At 36.5% G+C, this 21,139-nt stretch carries 25 protein-coding genes; 1 reads left to right on the top strand and 24 read right to left on the bottom strand.

The annotated features are described in order from the left end of the window. Positions 1–9 precede the first annotated feature (9 nt). The 8 genes from P178_RS23110 to P178_RS0101525 form a co-directional block, all read right to left on the bottom strand. Positions 10–153 carry a hypothetical protein gene (locus P178_RS23110; protein WP_155941559.1) on the bottom strand — a complete coding sequence of 48 codons (144 nt, stop codon included), beginning with the start codon at positions 151–153 and terminating at the stop codon, positions 10–12. Beyond that, positions 143–814, bottom strand: coding sequence for a hypothetical protein (locus P178_RS0101495; protein WP_027064558.1), 672 nt, complete (start codon positions 812–814; stop codon positions 143–145). The genes P178_RS23110 and P178_RS0101495 overlap by 11 nt, the downstream gene beginning before the upstream one ends. Positions 815–854: 40 nt before the next feature. Then, a complete protein-coding gene (locus P178_RS21265) occupies positions 855–1,151 on the bottom strand; it encodes a hypothetical protein (protein WP_051638138.1) in 297 nt (98 codons plus the stop codon). 22 nt (positions 1,152–1,173) lie between these two features. Continuing rightward, complete coding sequence (locus tag P178_RS0101505) at positions 1,174–2,412, bottom strand: DUF6371 domain-containing protein (RefSeq protein WP_027064559.1); 1,239 nt, start codon at positions 2,410–2,412, stop codon at positions 1,174–1,176. A 96-nt stretch (positions 2,413–2,508) separates the two neighbouring features. Beyond that, the gene (locus P178_RS21270) at positions 2,509–3,648 is read right to left on the bottom strand and encodes an AAA family ATPase (RefSeq protein ID WP_051638139.1); all 1,140 of its coding nucleotides are present in this window, start codon (positions 3,646–3,648) and stop codon (positions 2,509–2,511) included. A gap of 59 nt (positions 3,649–3,707) precedes the next feature. Next, positions 3,708–4,049: a helix-turn-helix domain-containing protein gene (locus tag P178_RS21275; RefSeq protein WP_051638140.1), complete on the bottom strand. Its 342-nt coding sequence runs from the start codon at positions 4,047–4,049 to the stop codon at positions 3,708–3,710. Between the two features lie 76 nt (positions 4,050–4,125). After that, complete coding sequence (locus tag P178_RS0101520) at positions 4,126–5,034, bottom strand: hypothetical protein (protein ID WP_027064560.1); 909 nt, start codon at positions 5,032–5,034, stop codon at positions 4,126–4,128. 2 nt (positions 5,035–5,036) lie between these two features. After that, positions 5,037–6,293 (bottom strand): tyrosine-type recombinase/integrase, encoded by a 1,257-nt coding sequence (locus P178_RS0101525; RefSeq protein WP_027064561.1) that lies wholly within the window; start codon positions 6,291–6,293, stop codon positions 5,037–5,039. 340 nt (positions 6,294–6,633) lie between these two features. Here P178_RS0101525 and P178_RS0101530 point away from each other — a divergent pair, with 340 nt between their 5' ends. Continuing rightward, complete coding sequence (locus tag P178_RS0101530; RefSeq protein WP_197026765.1) at positions 6,634–7,767, top strand: tyrosine-type recombinase/integrase; 1,134 nt, start codon at positions 6,634–6,636, stop codon at positions 7,765–7,767. Here P178_RS0101530 and P178_RS0101535 read toward each other — a convergent pair. The 16 genes from P178_RS0101535 to P178_RS0101610 form a co-directional block, all read right to left on the bottom strand. After that, positions 7,759–9,636 carry a hypothetical protein gene (locus tag P178_RS0101535; RefSeq protein ID WP_197026764.1) on the bottom strand — a complete coding sequence of 626 codons (1,878 nt, stop codon included), beginning with the start codon at positions 9,634–9,636 and terminating at the stop codon, positions 7,759–7,761. The two genes, P178_RS0101530 and P178_RS0101535, sit on opposite strands and share 9 nt — an antisense overlap. After that, the gene (locus P178_RS0101540; RefSeq protein ID WP_027064303.1) at positions 9,614–11,350 is read right to left on the bottom strand and encodes a BACON domain-containing protein; all 1,737 of its coding nucleotides are present in this window, start codon (positions 11,348–11,350) and stop codon (positions 9,614–9,616) included. The genes P178_RS0101535 and P178_RS0101540 overlap by 23 nt, the downstream gene beginning before the upstream one ends. Beyond that, complete coding sequence (locus tag P178_RS0101545) at positions 11,350–12,213, bottom strand: hypothetical protein (RefSeq protein ID WP_027064302.1); 864 nt, start codon at positions 12,211–12,213, stop codon at positions 11,350–11,352. Before P178_RS0101545 ends, P178_RS0101540 begins: the two co-directional genes overlap by 1 nt. After that, entirely contained in the window at positions 12,213–16,025 is a 3,813-nt protein-coding gene (locus P178_RS22515) for a phage tail tape measure protein (RefSeq protein WP_027064562.1), read from the bottom strand. The genes P178_RS0101545 and P178_RS22515 overlap by 1 nt, the downstream gene beginning before the upstream one ends. 118 nt (positions 16,026–16,143) lie before the next feature. Next, positions 16,144–16,314 carry a hypothetical protein gene (locus P178_RS23115; protein ID WP_155941560.1) on the bottom strand — a complete coding sequence of 57 codons (171 nt, stop codon included), beginning with the start codon at positions 16,312–16,314 and terminating at the stop codon, positions 16,144–16,146. A gap of 183 nt (positions 16,315–16,497) precedes the next feature. After that, a complete protein-coding gene (locus P178_RS0101560) occupies positions 16,498–17,013 on the bottom strand; it encodes a BRCT domain-containing protein (protein WP_027064563.1) in 516 nt (171 codons plus the stop codon). 4 nt (positions 17,014–17,017) lie between these two features. Next, positions 17,018–17,416, bottom strand: coding sequence for a hypothetical protein (locus tag P178_RS0101565; protein ID WP_027064564.1), 399 nt, complete (start codon positions 17,414–17,416; stop codon positions 17,018–17,020). 3 nt (positions 17,417–17,419) lie between these two features. Then, complete coding sequence (locus tag P178_RS0101570) at positions 17,420–17,791, bottom strand: hypothetical protein (protein WP_027064565.1); 372 nt, start codon at positions 17,789–17,791, stop codon at positions 17,420–17,422. Beyond that, positions 17,781–18,197, bottom strand: a complete 417-nt coding sequence (locus P178_RS0101575) for a hypothetical protein (protein WP_155941561.1) — start codon at positions 18,195–18,197, stop codon at positions 17,781–17,783. The genes P178_RS0101570 and P178_RS0101575 overlap by 11 nt, the downstream gene beginning before the upstream one ends. A gap of 16 nt (positions 18,198–18,213) precedes the next feature. Then, positions 18,214–18,360 (bottom strand): membrane lipoprotein lipid attachment site-containing protein, encoded by a 147-nt coding sequence (locus tag P178_RS23120; protein WP_155941562.1) that lies wholly within the window; start codon positions 18,358–18,360, stop codon positions 18,214–18,216. Positions 18,361–18,560: 200 nt separating this feature from the next. Then, positions 18,561–18,836, bottom strand: coding sequence for a hypothetical protein (locus tag P178_RS0101585; protein ID WP_027064567.1), 276 nt, complete (start codon positions 18,834–18,836; stop codon positions 18,561–18,563). A 10-nt stretch (positions 18,837–18,846) separates the two neighbouring features. Continuing rightward, positions 18,847–19,224: a hypothetical protein gene (locus P178_RS0101590; protein WP_027064568.1), complete on the bottom strand. Its 378-nt coding sequence runs from the start codon at positions 19,222–19,224 to the stop codon at positions 18,847–18,849. Beyond that, positions 19,202–19,411, bottom strand: coding sequence for a hypothetical protein (locus P178_RS0101595; protein ID WP_155941563.1), 210 nt, complete (start codon positions 19,409–19,411; stop codon positions 19,202–19,204). Before P178_RS0101595 ends, P178_RS0101590 begins: the two co-directional genes overlap by 23 nt. A gap of 56 nt (positions 19,412–19,467) precedes the next feature. Then, complete coding sequence (locus P178_RS0101600) at positions 19,468–19,929, bottom strand: hypothetical protein (protein WP_027064570.1); 462 nt, start codon at positions 19,927–19,929, stop codon at positions 19,468–19,470. Continuing rightward, positions 19,926–20,834: a hypothetical protein gene (locus P178_RS21285; protein WP_051638141.1), complete on the bottom strand. Its 909-nt coding sequence runs from the start codon at positions 20,832–20,834 to the stop codon at positions 19,926–19,928. The genes P178_RS0101600 and P178_RS21285 overlap by 4 nt, the downstream gene beginning before the upstream one ends. Further along, the gene (locus P178_RS0101610) at positions 20,831–21,139 is read right to left on the bottom strand and encodes a hypothetical protein (RefSeq protein ID WP_027064571.1); all 309 of its coding nucleotides are present in this window, start codon (positions 21,137–21,139) and stop codon (positions 20,831–20,833) included. Before P178_RS0101610 ends, P178_RS21285 begins: the two co-directional genes overlap by 4 nt.

A 21,139-nucleotide genomic window follows, 5' to 3' on the forward strand; every position in this document is an offset into this window, starting at 1 on the left:
CTCTATTTACTATTCAAAAAAGTCCTCTATTTCCGCTGAAAACTTTCGCATTAAACTATTTCCTTGTTCAGTTCCCTGCTCTATTCCTAAACTATCGCAGTGCTTGACAAATTCATCGTATGTTTTAGGTACATACACTTCTCTATTTTTCATTTTTAATGTTATTGGATATTAATTTTTCTATCTGTTCTATTGTTTCAAATGGCAATTGCTCAAACTCATCTTTAGATATCTTTAGATTGTTAATTTGTATGTAGTTATTTATGTTCGTAGATGGCTCTTTTTCGATACCTCCTGACAGCTCTATAAAGCTTTTTAATGCACTAGCGTTGTTATCTTTTACGCCTATTAAGTAAAGTTTAGATAATGCGTTAGCCGCCATGAATTTCAACTTACCTTTTAGGAGACTATTGAACTCGGATTTTAAACCATCTTTTAAATGCCTGTAGACTGTCATTCTGGAAAGCCCCAATTCTTTTATCACCAACGAACTAGGTGGAAAAGAGCCGTATTCCAAAATGTGGTTATGAATACATCTAGAAATTAAATAATGATGCATTTCATACGTTGAATTCCTAAATCTCTCCAACTCTTCAACATCACCACCTATACTACAAACCTCAGCTATCATTTCACAAATGCGGTATTCTTTCCCGTCTTTGACCGTCATGCTGTGGTTATATTCTTTAATTAAATAACTCAAAAGATTCTTCCAGTCATTAGGTCTTTTTTCAAGATGTACAATTACTTCCTTCTTTGTTGTAATCGTTTCAAATTCTGTAACACTTTGTAACGTTTTAGATTCTGCTTCCATTTTAATTATCGTTCTATTCGTATTTTTAAATCCTTTTAGATTAAACTATATTAAGTTTCTTACTCAATTCCTTAATCCTTGCCTTTCGTTGATTAGGTGTCATCTTGTCTATATTTAAATTATCTGTAATTTCTGTCCTGTTTAATTTAGGAAGGGAGTACTCTAACAATTTGATAATAGTATCTACCCTATCTTTTGATGACAATGATTTAATGTCTTCCTGTATTGAATCCCAATTGTCATCTATTAACATATTTACATTAGCCCTTAAGGCTTCTGTCTTCTTATTAGGTGTTCCTTTAGGTCTACCTGCATTCTCTCTTTTTCCTCCTCGCATAATGATTTATATTGATTGTTTTTCAATTATTTAAAATATCCTGATAAGTTTTTAGATCATCATAATAGGGTCTAATTACCTTTTCGTTTACACCACTATTTAAAATATTCAGATAGCTTTTTATAGTCTTATCAGGTTCCGACCATACCACACCTTTAGATATCTCCACCGCAGCTAAGCCTTTTAAATCAAGCTTTGAGAAATATTCCGTTATACTGATAAGTTGCTTATCAAATTCAGACTTCTCAGCAACTACAGAAATTTGTTCAAATTCACTTTCATCAAATGTTGGGTCATACTTTATTATAGACGGTTGTTCCTGCTTTCTAAATTTTTCTAATGGAATATTGATTAAGAAGTCAGCTAAATCATAGCCGTTCAATCTCTGTTCTTCTGTAGCTTTTATTTCAAGAATCTTTGAAACTTCATATTTTGCACCAGGTTCTAAATCCGAAATTTTATTTAGCCAATTTTCATACTGCCCTAGGTCAGGGTATAAGGTTACATTACGCCCCTTCAACACCTTGGTCTTTTCATGATTTAGACCGTTTGCGTTACCCGCTGCCAACCAAACAAATTCATTGATATAGACACTAGCGATTATTGCCGTTTTCTCGGATTCGACAATTGCAACCTTTTTGTCTGGGTATCGTTTCAATAAATGTTCGCCAAAGAAACATTGTACCAAATTGTAATTAGGATATTTACTTTTAGGAAAAGTGAAATAAACGTTTTGTTTTTTTCCCGTTAATGGGTCATAACCCATATTCTTTAATTGCCTGACATTGTTGTTTAAATCGACTTGAAAGAAGTCTACTCGGTTGTTATCCCTTTCACTTGTTCCTATTAAATACTCTTTCTTCAGTTGCTCCATCTGTTCCCTACCAAATAGCGATACCATGTATTTTAAAAAGTTATTTTCTCCTGTTCTTTTGAAACTTTCTGACAGTATTTCCCTATCTAAATTAGTGGTGGGTAATTGCTTATTATATCGGTTTAAGAGGGGTGTTATAGGTTTAACGTTTTGAACCGATAAATTCGGAGTTTGCCCAAACCTATCAAACCTTTGTAAGTATTCTTTTGGCGTCAAATGATAACCGCATTTTTCTAACCTGTTGCATATACCTACATTATCGTTAACGTATTCACTAACCTCAATGTTTACGTACCTTGTGAATTGATTAGCCTTATTACAACTAGGGCAATGATATCTGCTTTTGCTGCTTTTATACGGTTCCAAAATGTATTTATAATCTTTCATAATTCTATCGGTTCAATAGGTTCAAACCTTATTTTAAACTTATAAACGCCCTTAGGTTCATCGGTTTAACCGCCTATATAGTAGGCGGTATTAAACCTATAGGATATCACTAGTATATTTACCTAATGTATATGGCTTCCTTTCTGCATCTTGAACTACCCAACCTTCGTTTTTACATTGATCTACTAACTTCTTTGATTTAGCATCTGATAACTCCTTTTCTATTTGCCTTTTATGCTCTGTCTGTAAAGCAATCCAAAGCTCTTTATAGGTGTAGCTTAATTTCTTTGAGAAAATGGATGTAAGGAGCTGAAACTTCTTAAAATCATCTAGCTCTATACTATTACCACCTCTTTTATTTGATGCTGTTCTAACTTCCCAGTTTTCTGCTAGTATTGGAAGCCCTTCTTCGTTAATCTCAAAAGCAAATGGTTCAGGTTCTCTATCCCTACAGTATTCAGCTTCTACAATCGATATATCTTTGTTCTGGGGGCTTTTAGTTACTGATAAAGTAGTTTCTGCCTTATTGACTAATTCAGCCCCTAAATGCCCTCTAGCGTTATTATCGTTTTTATTTTGATGTAGCACAACCACGATATGAATATTTAACTCTTCAGTCCATTTGAGTAAAAGACTGGTCATATTACTGGCTTGGTCTTCATCATTAATAGAGGTTACCAGATCTCTTATCCCATCTATAACAACTAAACCTAAATTTGGTGAGTTGTAAATTTTTTGTTCAATCATTTTAACCCTGTCTATGGCTTTAAACTTTCTTAACCCATAAGCTTTAAAGTTGTTTGGGTTTGAAGTGTTTGAAAGTTTACATATTCTATTTACAGTTTTTTGTAGGTGATACTTACCCTGTTCCGTATCGAATAATATTGCTTCGTTCTTACCTTTTTTAGCTGTTCCTTTTATTGTTTCCAATATTTCAGAATTAGTAATGAATGAAGCTAATTTTGAACCAATTAGAAAAGTTTTTCTACTTTTTGCCTTACCAATCAATAAACTAAAGTTTCCAAGTGTAGCAATAACAGAAGGTGTTCCATTAGATATTATCTGAAGACAGTTTTCAGGTGGTGGTAATTGTTCTAATGGATTTATTAAAACAGTTTCAAGATCAACCATTAATGAATTTGAAACATCACCTTCTATAGTTATTACCTCGTCTAATATATCTGCTAAAACTAAATCTGAGGATTGTTTTAATTCTGTATTTATTGTATCTTGCATCTTCTAGAAATAAAGATTTTTAGCCCCAATATGTCCGTCCAAGACATGGGGCTTTTTTATTATGCTGTTCTTATAGATTTTCGGGAAAGTAAATTGTCAGTTTCCTGTTGTATATGCTTTTCGGAATTACTGTTGCCTGACTTTATCCATTCAAGGAGTTCTGATTTAAAAAAATATAACCTACCATTCTTTTTATGACATGGTATCAATCCTTTACGAGCTTTTTTATATAAGCTATCCTTACTTTCCTTTAAATAAGAACATGCTTCATCAATCTCTATAGGTTGTTCTATTTCATCTTTAGATAGATTGGTAAAAGAAAATTTTTCTAAAAAAAGATCTAATTTTTTATTTAATTCTAACACCATTCTAGGTGTTTGCTCAAGTGTGGGTGTTTCCATTTATCTTGTTTTAATTCTACAAGACAAATTTGGGAAATAGTGGAGGTGGTAACTGGTTTACACTAGTTTAGAAAATTTAATTATCCAAAATAAAAGTCTCAATAATACTTAAAGCTGAATCTACTTCCTTAGTACTAAATTCTTTATAAACTAGCAGTTCCTTAGTATTTCTGTAAATTTTCCTTAAAGCAAAAATTTGCTTTCTATTTTTAGAATTACATAATGTGGATACATTATTATAATAGTCTTCATATTCCTTATAGTATTCTAAAAATTTTTGTGTAGAATTATTTTTTGAAACTTTTAATTTTTTTTGTGCATTACCTCTAGTTACCTTTTCGTTTATAAACAAATAGTATAGAGCAAGTGACCTTCCCTCTGCATCATAAATAGGATCTAACTCATTTACGACATCAGTTAACTCTTCATCATAAGCACTACTTAACCCTACAGTAGATTCATCAAGTTCAATTTTTAAAAATTCCTTTATAAAATCATTAGCATATCCTTTCAAATCTAGGTAGTTACTTTCCCATTTATAAGAATTATCATGTTTAAGTTTTAAGTATTTATTTGCTATTATTTGACCTTTAATAAAATAGATATCATCATCATTAATAAATTGATGAAGTAAAACGCTAGTTAGCCTATCCGATTTAATTTTCCGAACTCTATCAGTCAGGTGTCCAGAAAAAACCTTAGCATACCTTTCCATACTACCTAATTCTTTATAATCGTTTTCAAAAACAGATTCTTTAAACGTTTTTACCATTACACTTAATGTTGCTAAAGAATTCATAATATCTAATAAAACTATATGAGAAGGTTTAGAGAATTTTTTACACTCCGTTATGTATTCCTGATATAAATAATTTCTTAGCTCCTTATCGTTTTGAAACAATTCGATGTAAGGAATTTCATCAACTCCAATCCTATTCTTTCTATTTTCGTACAATTGACTGAGAAAAGTTCGTTGTAATTCCATTTTTAAAAATCCATTAATTTATCTGCAAATTCTTTCTTTGTTTTATCCTCAAAACCATCAAAATAGTTTTGTGTTACCGAAATATCAGAATGATTTAAAGCTTCGCTAACGAACTCTATAGATGCCCCCATATTAATCATATTGGTGGCATAGCTATGTCTAGCCCAATAGCTCGAAAACTCTTTAGGGAACTCATATTCCTTAGCAATATTTTTTAGTTGTTGGTTAATAGCTCTAGTAAAGTTTTTGACCTTTGTATAAATGACTTCGGCAGAATCACCATCATCAAGAATTGGAAAAACATAAGATTGTTCACCTCTATACTCAGTTTTGTATTTCTCAAGTATTCTCTTTGTAACCTTATTTAATTGAAAGGATATTTTCTTTTTATTCGTTCTCTTCTTTATCTTAGTTTTCTCCCTATAGTATGAAATTTCATCATCTTTTAGGTTCTCATATTTCAACATAGCAATATCTTTAAAATTCATACCGCTGCATCCATAACTAAAGAACCAGTAGTCTCTAGCCCTATCCTGTAGTTGTGGCAACTTAGAATGATACAATAGTGTTACTTGTTCCCTACTTAAAGTTTTCTTTACCTTTTTTTCTTCAGGAATTTCATATTTCTTTCTACCAAAAGGATAATACTTTTTATCCAAATCATTATCGGTTATAGCATTGTTAAAAATGACCCTAAGAGTACGAGTATAGATTGCCACGGTGGTTAAACTTCTACCTTTATCATCTATCATAAAACTTTCATAGTCCTCAAGCCATTTAGGAGTAATCTCTAAAAATGATAGGGTATTTTTACTAACCTTAGTTCTTTGGGCTTCATATTTTAAAAGAGATTTTAATGCAGCGTTATAGCTCTCAGCTGCTCCTATTCTTTCTTTACTTCTAAACTCGTCTACGGTTTTGTTGAAGTGATAAATAACACTTGTTTTATCTGAACTTTTTCTAAGTAGTTTTTGTTCAAAGTTTTCAAAATCAAAATATTCTAAAGATTCGGCTGCTTCCTCTGCTCTTTTCAATAAATATGATAATTGCTCATAATCTTTTTTAGCAACTCCTTTCAACTTATGAGAACCAATATTAGAGTTCCATGCAGATTCAAATCTAATTTCACTCATATTAAGCCCTGTGGTGATTCTCTTTGCTTTTTTAAGTTCATTAGACCATATTCTAACCTTTACTGGATAAGTACCGTCCTTTAGCTTTCTACGCTTATCCTGTACTATGGTTATTTTGCTATTCATTTATCATTAAAATTACATTTGCCCACAATTTACCCACATTTACCCACAAAATGAAATATTATTAACTACTATTAACCAGATGTTATTAACATATATACTTGAATAACAGCCGTAATTTATAATAATATCTAATATTAAATATATTTGAATCTAAGGTATCCCTTGATTACGGCTCAAGAGGTTACAGGTTTGAATCCTGTCGAGGTCACAAAAATCTATTGTATAATAGTTAAAGGCGTGTGCAACAGTTAACTAACTGGTATCACACGCCTTTATTTTTTCTATTATGAGCCACTTTTCGACGAGTTTTGACACAGAATTGGACACAAAAAAAATCTTTGTGACAATCAAAACCAAATTTATCCTTAGGGATTACGTAAACCAAAGCGGTAAAAGTCCGCTATATATGTTCATTAGCTCCCCTGGAGACCGCAAAAGACCTAAAACAGAGCTTGAATTCTACCCTAAAGACTGGGACCAGAAAACTGAACGGGTAAAATCTACCGCTCATAATTCCGAGACCTATAATCTTATTCTTGAAAATTTAGAAGCCAAGGTTTCTAAAATTAAAACGGTGTACTTACTAAATGAAAAACCGCTGACAGCCACAAAACTTGCAGAAGAACTAAAAGAGACCACCGAACGTGTAGATTTCAAGATATTCTTTAAAAAACAACTAGCGAAAGAAGCTAAATTATATAGCAAAGGCTATTTGAAACGGATGAATACGGTTCTTAATAAACTTCAGAAGTACCCCCATGAGATAATGTTCTCTGATATTACTCCTGAATTCGAAAACAAGTACAGAATATATCTGGCATCGAAAGGAAATATTTCGACAACCGTTAACTCGAATCTAGCAACAATTAAAAAGTTTCTCTTAAAAGCCCAGAAAGCAGGTATTAAATTACCAATAGAAGCTACAGATGTTAAAGTTGGTAGAACCCACGGCAACCGCATGGACCTAAAACCGCATGAGCTTGAGCGATTTTACAAGTATTATTTTTCTGAATTCATCACAGATGAATGGAAATTGATACTCGGTTACTTTTTATTTTCATGCTTTACCAGTATTAGATGGGGCAATATCATGGATTTAAAACGGCAAGATATTATCGAGCATCGCTTTGTTCGCTTTCACGTAAGCAAAACGAACAATTTACAGACAATTATCATAAATGAAAAGGCACTCAATATTGTTTCTCACCATCCTCAATTGTTCGTGAATGAAATAAGTGATGTTCATATGAACCGAGAAATCAAAAAAATTGCCAAACATTTAGGCTATAACCATAAGATAAGCTTCCATGTTGCCCGACATACTTTTGCTACCAATTTTATTCGCATGAAGGGCGGTTTAATGAAGCTCAAAGAAATTATGGGGCATTCAGATATAAAGACCACCATGATCTACGTACATATTGTAGAACAAGAAGCCAATGAAGACATGGCTTTGATGGATAAACTATTTTAGGCTCTCCAGTTCCAACTCCACTTGAAACACATCTTTACCCGGCAAATTCACCTTATTAAGCGTTTTAATAAGGTGAAAATTGTTGTACATGAACACCTTATCATAAGTGGTAACTCCCTGCATTCGTTGTTTAGCTACATTAAATTGTGTGGTGAACCCTTGTGAACGCAAACGGAACGATAGCCATTTGCTCCAATGATTCTCATAAACAGCAGGTAACATGACATCGGTATCTTCTTGTGCAATATTATCGATACCTGTAGCACCATTATATAACACGGTACAGAAATCGCTCTTACCGTCGTTCACCGCCAATGCCGTGGTAACATCGCCCCTATACACCAATGGCAATGGTATTGCATCTATATCAATTTCGTTGGTCTTATCATCTGTAGTAAAACCTGAAGTCTGTACACCATCGATATCTACGAACAATTGTCCCCTGGTATAATTTTCATTGTCCACATCTTTAAATTGCAACAAAAAAGAATCTCCCTGATCATATCTTCTACGCGGCTCACGCAAATTGAAATTACCGAAATCAATTGCCTCACTGACATTCAATTGAGGTTCTATGTAATTCATATGCACCTCATTACCATAGATGCGGAAATCCATATTCTTCCAATTCTTTACCATTTTCACCAGCTCACCAAACGTTTTATCAGGAACACAATGGGTAAGGTCGAGCTTTTCGGTCGTAATCAATGGTGGAATCAAATCACCGTTCTCATCGTAAATAGCCAATGGTGTAATTGTTAAGTCTACCATATTCAATTGGCGGTCTACCTGATCATTGGTGAATCCGTAATTAATTTGGTTCGATTCTATGATTAACTTATCATTTAAATTATCGACATCGATTACCAGATCCACATATTTTATTTTCTCTGAAAACCCCGACCGCAACAATCCTTCATACGCCCGCCACATCTGAGCATTTTTAAAATATATTTTTGCTTCTGCCTCAGAATCATCTCTACGTAAATAAATATTACCGGTAATTTTATATCTACCTCTTTTCGGAAAAGTATATTCATGCTCGTACCTGCCCAAAGTAGTAGTAATTGAACTAGCACTTAAAAAACCGAAGGTATAACGCTGTTGATACAAGTTTTGGTATTCATCTGTAGTGGTTACATACTCTTCACCCTCTATTCTAGCATTGATATATTCTTCAGCTTCTTTGACGAAAACAATTTTCAACAATTCTGGATCGGTCAATACATCACCCTTCAGTTCATAACCAGCATCTTGAAAACCTGCTATCAATACATGCATGAGATAGGGAAAGGGTATCATGATATTTCTGTTGTAGGTAAGGTCTTCGGCAACATCAAATTCGTTCAATAAAAACACCCCTGCTTTTCTATTGTTGATGATACCTTCAAAACCTAACCACCTATCTTCCTCCGCATTGAAACTATCTGTATGCACTTGTACAAAATTATAGTTGACCGCCGGATAGGTCTGCGTTATAATACCCTCTGCATGGTCAAATAACGATTCGCCAAGCTCTTGCTTCTGTAACGGCAATTCGCTTAGCCTGGTATCCCAATTAGGAAACTCATCCAAGCCGTAGCTAATTTCTATAGTAGCGGTTTTACCTTTTACATCTTTAATCTCCAACACAGCCTCTTCATGACCGCCGTCAATAAAGAAATATCCGTTGTATACAGTCACCGGCGATTCAATATTATAATCTAAAATGCCGCCAAAATAACGATTGATTTCATCGGTTATCTTTAGCTCGAACGGAAAGGTATATTTGGTAAAGAAATCATCTGAAAACCATTGGTTCTCCTCTACCCTATCTATTTGATAACTGGTTAGGTCCAGCATAAAATTATCGTGGATAAACTTTTGCATCATTGTCTGGGTTAATAGTGAATTCTATATCATAAGCATAGGTTGCCTGGTCGCTATCATAATTTGACAGCTTTTTACCTTGTGGTACCAGAGCAATCTTGTAATCGGTATTCGGCAAGAACAGCCACACCCGTTTACTACGCATAAGACTATCGAGCAACACATGGTTGTCCTTTAATATCCAGCCGGTATTCGCTACCAATGGTTGTGATTTATCCGTCTGCAGTATTTCTTTTACGTTCACCAGATTTTTATAAACGTTATTCTCTATACGTTCATATTCCGTTTCAATCGAATACCCGCCCGTAAATTCCAACAGATCCAACTGTTCATGTTCCGTAACCCAAGCGAGATGATACGATTCTTTGTTTTCGGGAAATACATAGAAACGGCGTTCAAAGAATCCTTCATTCTCATTTTCAATTTTCAAGTAGACCAAATCGCCAGGCTTATAGGTATGAAAGCTGAATATCATGCCAAATACACTATCATTAACGGTATCGTGAACTATGTTTCTTTTCAGCACTCCGTTAACATGCACCTCTATATTATGTACACCGCTACGTTTTATAAAGTTTATGATGCCATAACTATTAGGCGTAACACGCACTGGATAATCACTGAGCATAACCCCTGCATCATTGGCAAATTGATTGGGCTTGGTACCTTTTACAAACAAAAGGTTATTGATTTCCTTTGTCTCCACTAAACCGCCATCTGAATAGTTGCGTTGCTCCATTGAGATATCCAAACTTGCAGGTGTATAATAATCAAAAGGTTTATCTACCCTACTTTCTAAATCGGCAGGTATAAACTGTTCAATATCGGTAAGGCTATCCATAATACTATGAATAAATTCCCCCGGATGGAATTCTGCCTGACCGTTAAAAATTGGTATATGCTGCGGATATTCGGTCACCGTTGCCACATCCTTAAAATTATACCAGGTAAGCCCTAGCACGGCACGAAGATACACCCCGGTATTTTTCGTAGCCAAATTAACGAATAGCTGATCTTTGGTAAAGTTAATTTTGTTGGGCTGCAGCTCCGTGAATGAATTTGCCTTGATGGTGTAGGTAACCGGAACAACTACCGTACCTTCATCTGATGTCAGTTTAATTTCACCGGAATACACACCAGGCGAAAAGTTTTCTGAATCTGCAGGGTCTATCAAACCCGAAAAGGAACTGCCCAACACACCCGACACCCTATTGATGGTTAACCAACCCGATATCTCGTACGTGTACGGCAATGGCGAACTGATACGTATTGCCTGAGACGGCGATTCCTCCACGCCTTGAATAGCCTCAAAACTAAAAGAAGATGGCACCACCTTTATTTCTCTACTATCTAACACCGAAACGACCGTTTCCACTATTTTAGTACCATCAAAAGTAACTACCGAAATGGCATAACTCTGATTACGGGCACCGTTGTTCTCAATAGATCGATCTAAACCAACGTTTATCGTTTTTATGCCCGAGCCACTTTTAATATTAATATCTCGCGTACTACGATCAATGAGTCCGCTGCCATTTACAATCAACTCTTTGGCATATTTTATGGTATAATTACCCGTATCGTTTATCACCACCTCTTGGGTTGCCGGCAACGCCTCACCAATAACATGTTCAAAATAAAGCTCAGTAGGTTTCACGTAAACAGCACTAGGTGCTACCACCGTAAGTTCAATGGGTAATACAATTCTATCCATTAACCCCTACTACCTGTACGAGCATCTATGCCCGAAACTTGAAAACCGACATTGGCGCTATACTTACCGGGATCGATCAACTGAAAATTGACAAAAGAAATATTAAGTGTCTGATCTAATGGATTACCACTAATTTGATGCACTGTATTGCCACCAATATCTGCACTAAAAAAAGGAGAAATCAATCCGTTACCTTTACCAATATTGCTTATAACTTCAACCTGATAATCGGAATAATTCGAAAATTTATCATCGGTCTTATAATTTTTAATAATGGTAGCGACATCTATGTCGGCAGGAACCGCCTCACCTTGTGTCCATCTCACATTTACCTTATTTGGACTAAACAGCCACGATTGGTTGTATAGCACCGTACTGCCCGGATTAAATATTTGATCATAGTTATGCACCATTGGCGGTGTACCAATTGCCAAATCTCCCGATGGTTGATAATACGTTAACAGGTTTGCTGGTATTTCATCTCGCTCTTGCATTTCTATACCATAACGCACCTCTCTATTTAAAACAGTGGTAATCAACCATATTTCTATATATACATTACCGGTAAGCACTACCTGAATTACTTCTTTATAGGCGATAATACCTGAAGGAGACAACAAACTTGACAACCTACCCACCAAAAAAGCATACATATCTTCATCTGTAGTTACAAAAGAAATATTTCTAATATTCTTATTTTCGGTGGGCACTTGCAAATATGAAGCCGCTGCACCAGATAACACAAAAGCTTCGTTTGTTGTAACCAAACCAAATTTAACTTGCAACGCTTCTATTATCTTATTACAAGCAGTTGTAGCCGCTGCAGATTCAAAAATTGAATTATTATATGCGTTATACCCCATTACTTTTTGTTTTTATTTCTGAGTTTGTTGTAATCGTTTATATCTTCCTGTAAATCTTTGGCGGTACGGAAACTACGTACCAAGAACGCCTCAATACCTTCTCTCTGAATCCTGTCCAACACCTCATTGGTACGTGCCAATGTTGCCATTAGCATTACATCGTTGCTACCAGAAGACGATGCCTGAGATCCTTCATTTTGATAATACCCACCTTCATACCCTTTTACACGGGCGATTTCTCTGTACAATGAATTTTTAAATTCTGGATTGAAATTTTTGAACGCCCTACCGTCGATAATCATTTCCGGGAAATCTTTACCGCCCTCACCTGCCAAGAAATATTTTGGCTGGTCTACCAACTGGGTAGAAGGCTTGCCACCGTAACCGGCATTGAATACTTTACCATCTTGTTCACGTTGCACGGGCATATTGCCATAATACCCCATTTCATAGCCTTTAGCGGGTAACGGTGTAGCAGCTACCATACCCGCCTGTAAGAGTCCGAGTCCGCCAACGAACGCCGTCATAAGACCTGCAGAAATACCAAAATCGAATTTCGGTACCTGTGCCCATATACCCATAATAGCAGCTGCGGTATTGATCGCAATATTCGCCAGAGCCTGCACCTTGTTTCTTTTCGCCTGTTGATATTCTGCCTCTGCCCTACGAGCCTCAGTTTCCTGTTCTATAGCACGTACACTTTCATTATACTGGCGTTGGTTTACATAGCCCGATTCTAGATTACGCTCTAGGGCATCTTTCTTTTTTTGCTGTGCCTTTTCGAAATTGGCAAGCTCTATCTGTGTTTTGTTATTTACAAAATCGTTATACTGTCCAAAGGCATTGCTCATTGCTGTAGCAACCACAACTGCAGCCTGCATTTTTTCGTTAACGGTATCGAGACTATCAAAGGTTTCGCTCCATTGTTGGGGCGTAAAGCCAAATATATCGGTACTTTCAAAACTTTGCGCCAACGAATTACCGGCATCAACATCACTTTCAGAGCCTGCACTGGGTTTACCCAGCGCTGCCTTGGCAACTCCAATTTCAGAAAGCTTTAAGATAAGGTCATCGGCAAGCGACTCAAACACCTGTATTTGCTCAGGCGTCAACAAATCTAGATTTACACCGCCAAAATAACCACTATCCTTAATCTCATCGACAATGCGCAAGAGCTCTTGCAACTGCTTTTCTTCTTCGACCAGCTCTCGCTTGTTGTAATCTTCTTGAAGGGCAAGTTTCTTTTTCTCGTTATCGCCCAAGGCGGCAAGCTGTTGGTTGTGCTGTACCAATCGCAATTGCTTTTCGCGCTCATAGCCATCGCCCAGTTTTTCAATACGATCCTGTATGCCGTTCTCTACAATGGTACCAACCTTTAGGTTGTTGATTTCGTTCTGTACGGCAATCTGCCTATTGATTTCGGCATTGACCTCTGTAGCGCCTGCGGTCCCTGTCTGTTTTTGCGACTGCAGATCGGCAATTTTACGCTCATGGGCAATACGCTGTAGCTCCAGTTCTTTTAAATAGCTATCTGATATGAGTTCAAGACGAGCATCTTCTGTCTCGCGCTGAAAATCAAGTAATGACTTTCGGGCTTCTTTTTGGGCAGGTGTACCACCTGAGGGTGTTTTAAACTTATCGCCATTATCCAACCCGCCTGCATTGAACGTGCCTAATAACGGACCCGCTGCAGCTTCATCTCCGTTATTGGTCTTGAAGAGGTTATCTACATCGGCTTCAGAGAAATTAAGTTCTTTTAATTGTACCAAGAATTCGGCAACACGTTCTTTCTGTGTTTCGATATCATCGGATAATTTGATATAAGCAGTAGAAACTTTATTGAGTTCTTGTACTTCTGGCAACCCTCTTTGAAAATCATCTTGAGGAACGGTAGTGCCGAACGGTGCCAATGCTTTTCTAGCCAACCTGGTTCTACCTTCTAATGTAGGCTGCAATGCTTTTTGTCTTTGCTCTAAAAGTTTAATCTCATCTTGAGCACCTTTTAAACGACTGGCAATGGTAGCGGCATCTTCATCTGCAGCAAAGCGCTTTAATTTTATCTGTTCCCGTACCGCCTCGGTATTTAAGGTAAGCGCACCTGTCTCTTTATCGATGGCAATAACCGAATCGCCCAGGTTATCGGACAATATCAAGGTAATTTCGTCCAATCTTTTCTTCGATTCGGTGGTGGGGTCCACACCTTCATCCATCAAAGCTTCATACTCTTCTAATAAATCGGAACTAGATTCAGCCAATGCCCTGTTCGCCTTGGTATTCTCAAAAAGCTGTTTGCTTTCTTTATCAAAAGCTTCGTTCAAATCATCGGCAATACCTAATAAATCAGCAAGGCTCATGATGAGACCTTTCACGCCCCCAACTATGGGACCGCTAACAAAAATACCCATGAAATATTTCTGCAACTTATCTAAGGTAGCGGCAAAATTGGTATTCTTAATATTGTATTCATTAACGAGCGAAGTACCCTCGCGCATAGCATCGTTACTAAGGTTTAGCAAACCCCTGAACCTATCTGTATTACTGGACAGGGCACCCAACACTTTATTGGCACCGTCTGCCTGTACGCCCAAATAATTTAAGGTCTCGGCGGTATCGGTAGCGTTCATACCATCTAGCCCCTCTGCAAATTTGATCATGAACTCCAACGGGTCATCGTTAATGAGTCTTGCCACTTCATCTGCAGTAATACCCATTACCTCGCCAAACTTTTCGGTATTGGTAGCCGCTTGGTTCAAGAGAATACTATAGGCACGCCCGGCAATTTCCGCTTGAATACCGCTTTCCTCAAAACCTGCACCCAATGCCAGCGCATCTGCAATGCTCGGTTTTAGCGCATCTGGCAACGAACCTACACGGGTAGCAAAATTGGCAATATTACTCTCTGTAGCCACACCATTTGCACCAAGCTCATTAATGGCACTACCTATGGCATTGTAAGCTTCATCGACACTTTGTTCTTTGGTCTCCTTGAACAGCAACTTTAGTTTACCGAGTTTAGAAGCCGTTTCTTCTACCCCACCAGGGAAAGAATCGCCCAAAGCAACAACCGCTTTATCCATAACTTCGACAAAATCTTCAATTTCATCTTTGGCGATACCGATACGACCACCCTCTTCGGCAATCTTTAATTTGTTGATACGACTGGTACGGCTATCCAAAGCCCCAAAGGACTTGGTAAGTTCGTCTACTTCTTCTTTGTTAAGCCCCGTAGTTTTTTGCACATCTGACTGGGCATCTGACAGTTTACCGTTGATGTCTATCAACTTTTGCATACTGAATACCAAACCGGTAACCGTAGCAATGGCAGATGCACCAAGTGCAGCGTATTTATTGAAGCCGTTGGCGAGACTGCCCAAAGAGAACTGAGATGCCTTGCTTTGATTACGAAGCTCAGATAATCTGGTATTGACCGCCCCTAATTCAGTATTGAACTTTTTAAATTGAGCGGAGCCCGGCACCATGTTATGCAACTGCAACCGAAGTTCTGCAGCTTTCTTTTTTAATTGCGCCATGGTCAACCCCGTAACACCTATCTGTTCTTGCAAGGCTTTCATTTGCGCCTTGTTAGATTTGATTACGGCATTGTTCTGTTTGATCTCTGCAGACAATGCCTTATATGCCGCACTGCTCTTTTGCCCAGATGCTACAAGCTTAGCCTGTTCTGCTCGGAGTTCTTTGTTACGACTGGTTAGGTCTCTGGTAGATTTTTCGAGGTCGTAGAGTTCTTTTTGTGCCTTATCGCCATTGACCACAATGGTGAACCTCATTTCTTCGTCTACGATACGTTTAGCCATTACTAATTGCTTTCAGCAAGTTTAGCCAAATGCAATTGCCTTTCATGTAACATGAAGAAGCCCCGATGTCTTCGACTACGCTCAGACACCGGGGCTTAAAATTTAACTTATAAGTTAACTATTCTACTTCTATAAAGTTCATGGTCAACTTATGTTCTATGTAGCGGTCATCATCAACGAGGACCAATAGGTTTTGTTCTTTTTGTTCCCAAAGGCTATCGCTATCGATAACTTCACCGTCATCTGTATAAATGGTATCGGTGTTTCTAAAGAATGTTTTGTTTGACATAGTATAATTCGACGGCGGAAGGCGCTGTCAGGTTACACATGCATAATGCGAAGATATAGACCCCCGACCCTTACGGGTTACGGACGCCTTCCGGTAAATATTCAGTTTAAAAAACTGCATGTGTAATTCGACAAGGCGAAGATAGGAAAGTAATTCCTATAAGAAAATATGTAGATTAATTTATTAAGGTTCTATAAAATCTTCATAGTCCTCAAAATATTCGGAAAGGTTTTCTTGAGATATAACAGTGACTCCAAATTCAACCGCTAAATCCATTTTTTTAGGACCTGGTGAATTCCCTATAATCAATATTTTAGTATTCTTACTTACACCACTATCCACGTCGGCACCAACTTCCCATAATTTTTTAACCAAAATATTGCGGTCATAAAAATCATCAAACACACCTGTTACCACCACTTTCTTACCATAAAAAAAATGAGTCTTATCATCTAAATCTTTTCTAGGCTGCAGATAATTGCTTTTTATCTTTCTGCTTTTAAACTCAGCAATATCCTCGTAAGCTTCTATTTTAGCACTTTCGGCATATTCTTCATTTTTAAAAATAGGTTTAGAAGAAACAGACTTAAGATTATTTTCAGTTTCAATTATATCTAAAGATTTGGGCTTTTTATATAAAAGGGTTGCCACAAAAAAACCTAATAATCCACCTACGAAAAATGCTATGATAGTATCCATTTTTTTATTTTAATGAAATCTCTCCATTCTTAAAAGCTGCATTTATATTTATACAGAAATACTTGGTAAAAAGGTAATGTACTCCGTCCTGTTCCTTAAAAAACTTCACTTTCTGCTTCTTAAATGCAGCTCTACTATCTGCATTTTGAATAGGCTCATTAAAATTATTTACAAACTGAACGTACCTAAAAGAACCGTCTTGGTTTACCCCTTCATTAATTTGTATCTCGTCACCTATATCGATAACATGACCATCAAGAGTCTCTATAGGTTCTTTTATTTTCTTCTTCCAACTAACACTAGCCCCTTGAGCAGATGACAAATTAATCATCAGCCCCATAAAAAATAATAATGCATAAAAAACATATCCTTTTGGATTGTTCGAATTCTGATCGTATTTCATATTCTAATTTTGTAAATGGTTTAATTGTCTTACCAATAACTTTTCGTTATAACCGTCTGTTATAGAAAGTAATTTCTTGAACTGCTTTACCAATAGAATAATCTCGGTTCTATTCTGGTGGTCATCAGCATCTGAAGACTCCAAGAACGTAAATAGAAGCGTATCTAAAGTTTGTAATTGGTTAGACGCCCTATCATTGCTCAACAATTCGTTCAGCCAAACTTTGACCTCTCTCATATAGTTTGAACTATGCTTGTATTCTGCCTCTACATTTTCAATGAGCCTCTTATAATCTTCATTTTGAAGTTTACCTTCTACATGAAGCTCTTCTGCAACTTGTAGTACTAATGCTAACTGTTTTAAATTACTTGCCATTCTCCAACACTATCTTTTTTGCCTGCTCAATTTTTTGGGCAACATGGCGTCTTAACAACCACCACATACCCAATAAAGCCAACATGGTTAATACTGTAGTACCAACGACATATACCTGCAAATAACTGTCATCTACTATCTTGAAATCAAAAAATATAAAATATAACTGCAACACATAACAGTACACCGGTACCGCATGTATTAACAAATGTGTTTTAAACAAACGGGTACTCAACGCCCAGATTGCAGGGCTAATGGTCTGTGAACAGAACCAAACAAAGGTGGGAAAGTCCATACCTGCAGCTGCCCACTTTTCGGGCACGATAAACTGCATCCCTAGAAAAGAGAAAACCTTATCAGAATACAAAATGAATCCTGATAAGGCTACCAATAAATTTCCTAACAAAGAACTGCGAGAGGTATTAGTTACCCCCGCTAGAACCTGGTCTTTTAATTTTTGAACCGTCAACGCTTTCAATTTGATTTAATGTATCTTCTTCTTCAATACTATCATTGGTACAAGCACTAACAGCAACAATGAACAACAACGCAAATACTACTTTTTTCATTTTAAACTTATTTTAGGGTTATTCCCTAAAGTTCAGAAATGAAATTGCGTAAATAAACGGGGGAGAATTTATTTATTAAAAAGTTGTTCAAGCAAAGGTAAAAATCTTACAACACCAAACAACTAGGAAAACCTCTGGTTTTAAGAGGACATTCTATTATTACGGTTTGAGGTAAAAATAATCGATGAAATGCAACATTATCATTTATCCTTAAAACCCGTAAAATGTTTTGATTGGGTAATTTCAATTAAAGCTGCCGAGAAAAACTGAGGTGCTCCAGACTTTTTATAAATAGAAAGCTCATCTTTAATTAACTTCAAAGCTTCAAACTCATTTATATTATTATTCACCATTACCTTGTCTATAATATCAACAAATGGTTTTATTTTAGAATTGTAGTCAGAACCCAGCTTTTTCTTTACTGATTTCTGAACATTTTTTAAAACTACTAAGTTTTGAAAAGTTGATTTTTCCATTGTATCTTGATTATTCTAAACCTCCCATAATTTCCCTGGTACTTTCCGTAAAGCCAAATGACAACCTACGAACAATGTTATTGGCATAACCATAGAGTAGGCGGTTATGTATAGCGTAGTTCTTTTTCTTTACCACACCAGTCGTGGTACGCCTACGTTTCATATCTATAAAACGGTGTTTCATTAAATGATCAAAAGAAAGCACGGTATCGGTAGCATCTATTTTACGATCGGCAAAAAGCTCACGACTTTGAAAGCCACTACGGTTCATTTTCTTGGTCTGCGTTGCCATCATATCATTACCTTCTTCACGCAATACAGTACGTATGAACCGGCGTTCTAAAATCAAATTCTCTTGCGATGCCTTACGGCGTTCTAGTCTTGTCATTTATAACCGGGTGTATATCTGTTGTTGTAATTACGACATTCTGAAATTTTAAGTAACCAAGCTTACCAAGTACTTCTAGCATTACACCTAAAGATGTCTTTTTCCTTTTTGGATGGCGCCAATTATACAATTGATCTTTGCTTGCACCTAAAGGTTTAATTAAATCGTTATCGGTAACAACCTTCATAAAAAGCTGTTTAATCTGCTCGTCTTTCATAGTCGTCTAAGGTACGACTATTTTTTTTATAATTCAGTTCGTAAATTAAACGATACCATATAGCCATTGCAACCTGCTTTTGCCCAGACAGGGGTAATTTTTTCACTACCTTCTTTTAAATATGCAAATGTAGGACAGGTATTCGAATTCATTTTTTCGGTGTACACATACGTAAGAAACTTACGTGCAGCCATTAAAGTTTCTTGCATAACGGCATTAAAGTCGCTTTGATTCAAATCTGCATACTCCACTTTTTTAAGGATAAGAAAATCTAACCCATTATCATACATTGGTGCGTCGTCATCTCTATAATCACCACCATAATCTGGCAACACACCGTATAACAATAAATTATCGGCTACATGTACATCATTTATTCTATTGGCTAATTGAGAATCATCGATAATCATTTCTATATGATTAATTTCATCAATCGCATCTTTGCAGGCAGCCAAAAACAACATTAACTCATTCGGTGTAATTATCATGATTTCGTTTTTAAAGCGTCTTGCTGGACTTTGAAGTCCTTATCTCGCTTGGTTAGATCGTACATGCGCATTAAAATTTCCCAAAGGTTTTCTTTCTCCAGCTCCTTTTTTGAGCCAAACACTCCGCTTTCTGCCAGCGTAAACAAAATACTCTTCATCCCTATACCAGGCACATCAGATTGCTTGCTTTCGGGGTCCGCCTCAAACAATATACTAAGATCAAGCTCTCTACCTTGCCAGTATATCTTTGCCGATGCTATATATTTTTGAAAGGATGCAAACAATAGGTAAAAACCATATACCTGTCCGAAATACAGCTTTTTAAAATGTTTGGCGCGATCTTCTACACCGTGTTGATTATACGCTTTACGAGCATCACCATTAATTTCTTCATTAGAAACGCCTATTTTGAATATCGATTTTGGTCTACGATATAACGTAGCCATTAATTGATACAGGCATTCATTATCATTTGTGGCATTGAATTCAGAGAATAGGTGAAGTGCATCTATGTATTCGCCAAACTGAATATTTTCGAATCCGTCTGCAGGTCCGTAATAATTACTGCCCAAGAGCTTTATCTTGGCGATAGGATTATGTACATAGTATTGTTTTAGAATACGAATATCACCTTCTCCATCTTCAAAAAAATCATCTACAAGCTCTGATAGCTTATAGATGTTTGCCATTTTATCTTCTTGAGCACCGGTATCATCATCTTCAACAGGCTTCATATTTAAAAGAGCATACACGGCATGTACCCGAAATACCTCATAAGACATTTGCTGTGTCTGCAATTGGTATATCAGCATAGACAGCTCATAATACTGCCTGGTATCGCACTCCGATAAATCTTCGGGCATATAAAGCTTGGTGCCGGTATGTGGAATTTCTATAGAAATCATTGCGCGAATTGTAGGCTATAATTTACATTGACCTTTAAAGGCTCCATTCTACTACGAAACCTGTTATATACACCTTCTACAATTTGCCGACGTATGTTCATTGGTATGTGCTTACTACGTGGGTTAACCTTGAATTCTGACTGTATATATTCGAGAATTTCTTTTTTTAGTTCAGTACGCTCTTTGATGTCTTTAATTTGAGCTTTAAATAATTTATTGGTCAATCGGTCATTGGTTCGCATTTGAAAATAATCTTTCCATTGCTGCAGCCAGTTTTTAAAAAAACGAGTGATTTTTTTTAACAT

This window comes from Maribacter sp. Hel_I_7, from assembly GCF_000688315.1.
Classification (GTDB): domain Bacteria; phylum Bacteroidota; class Bacteroidia; order Flavobacteriales; family Flavobacteriaceae; genus Maribacter; species Maribacter stanieri.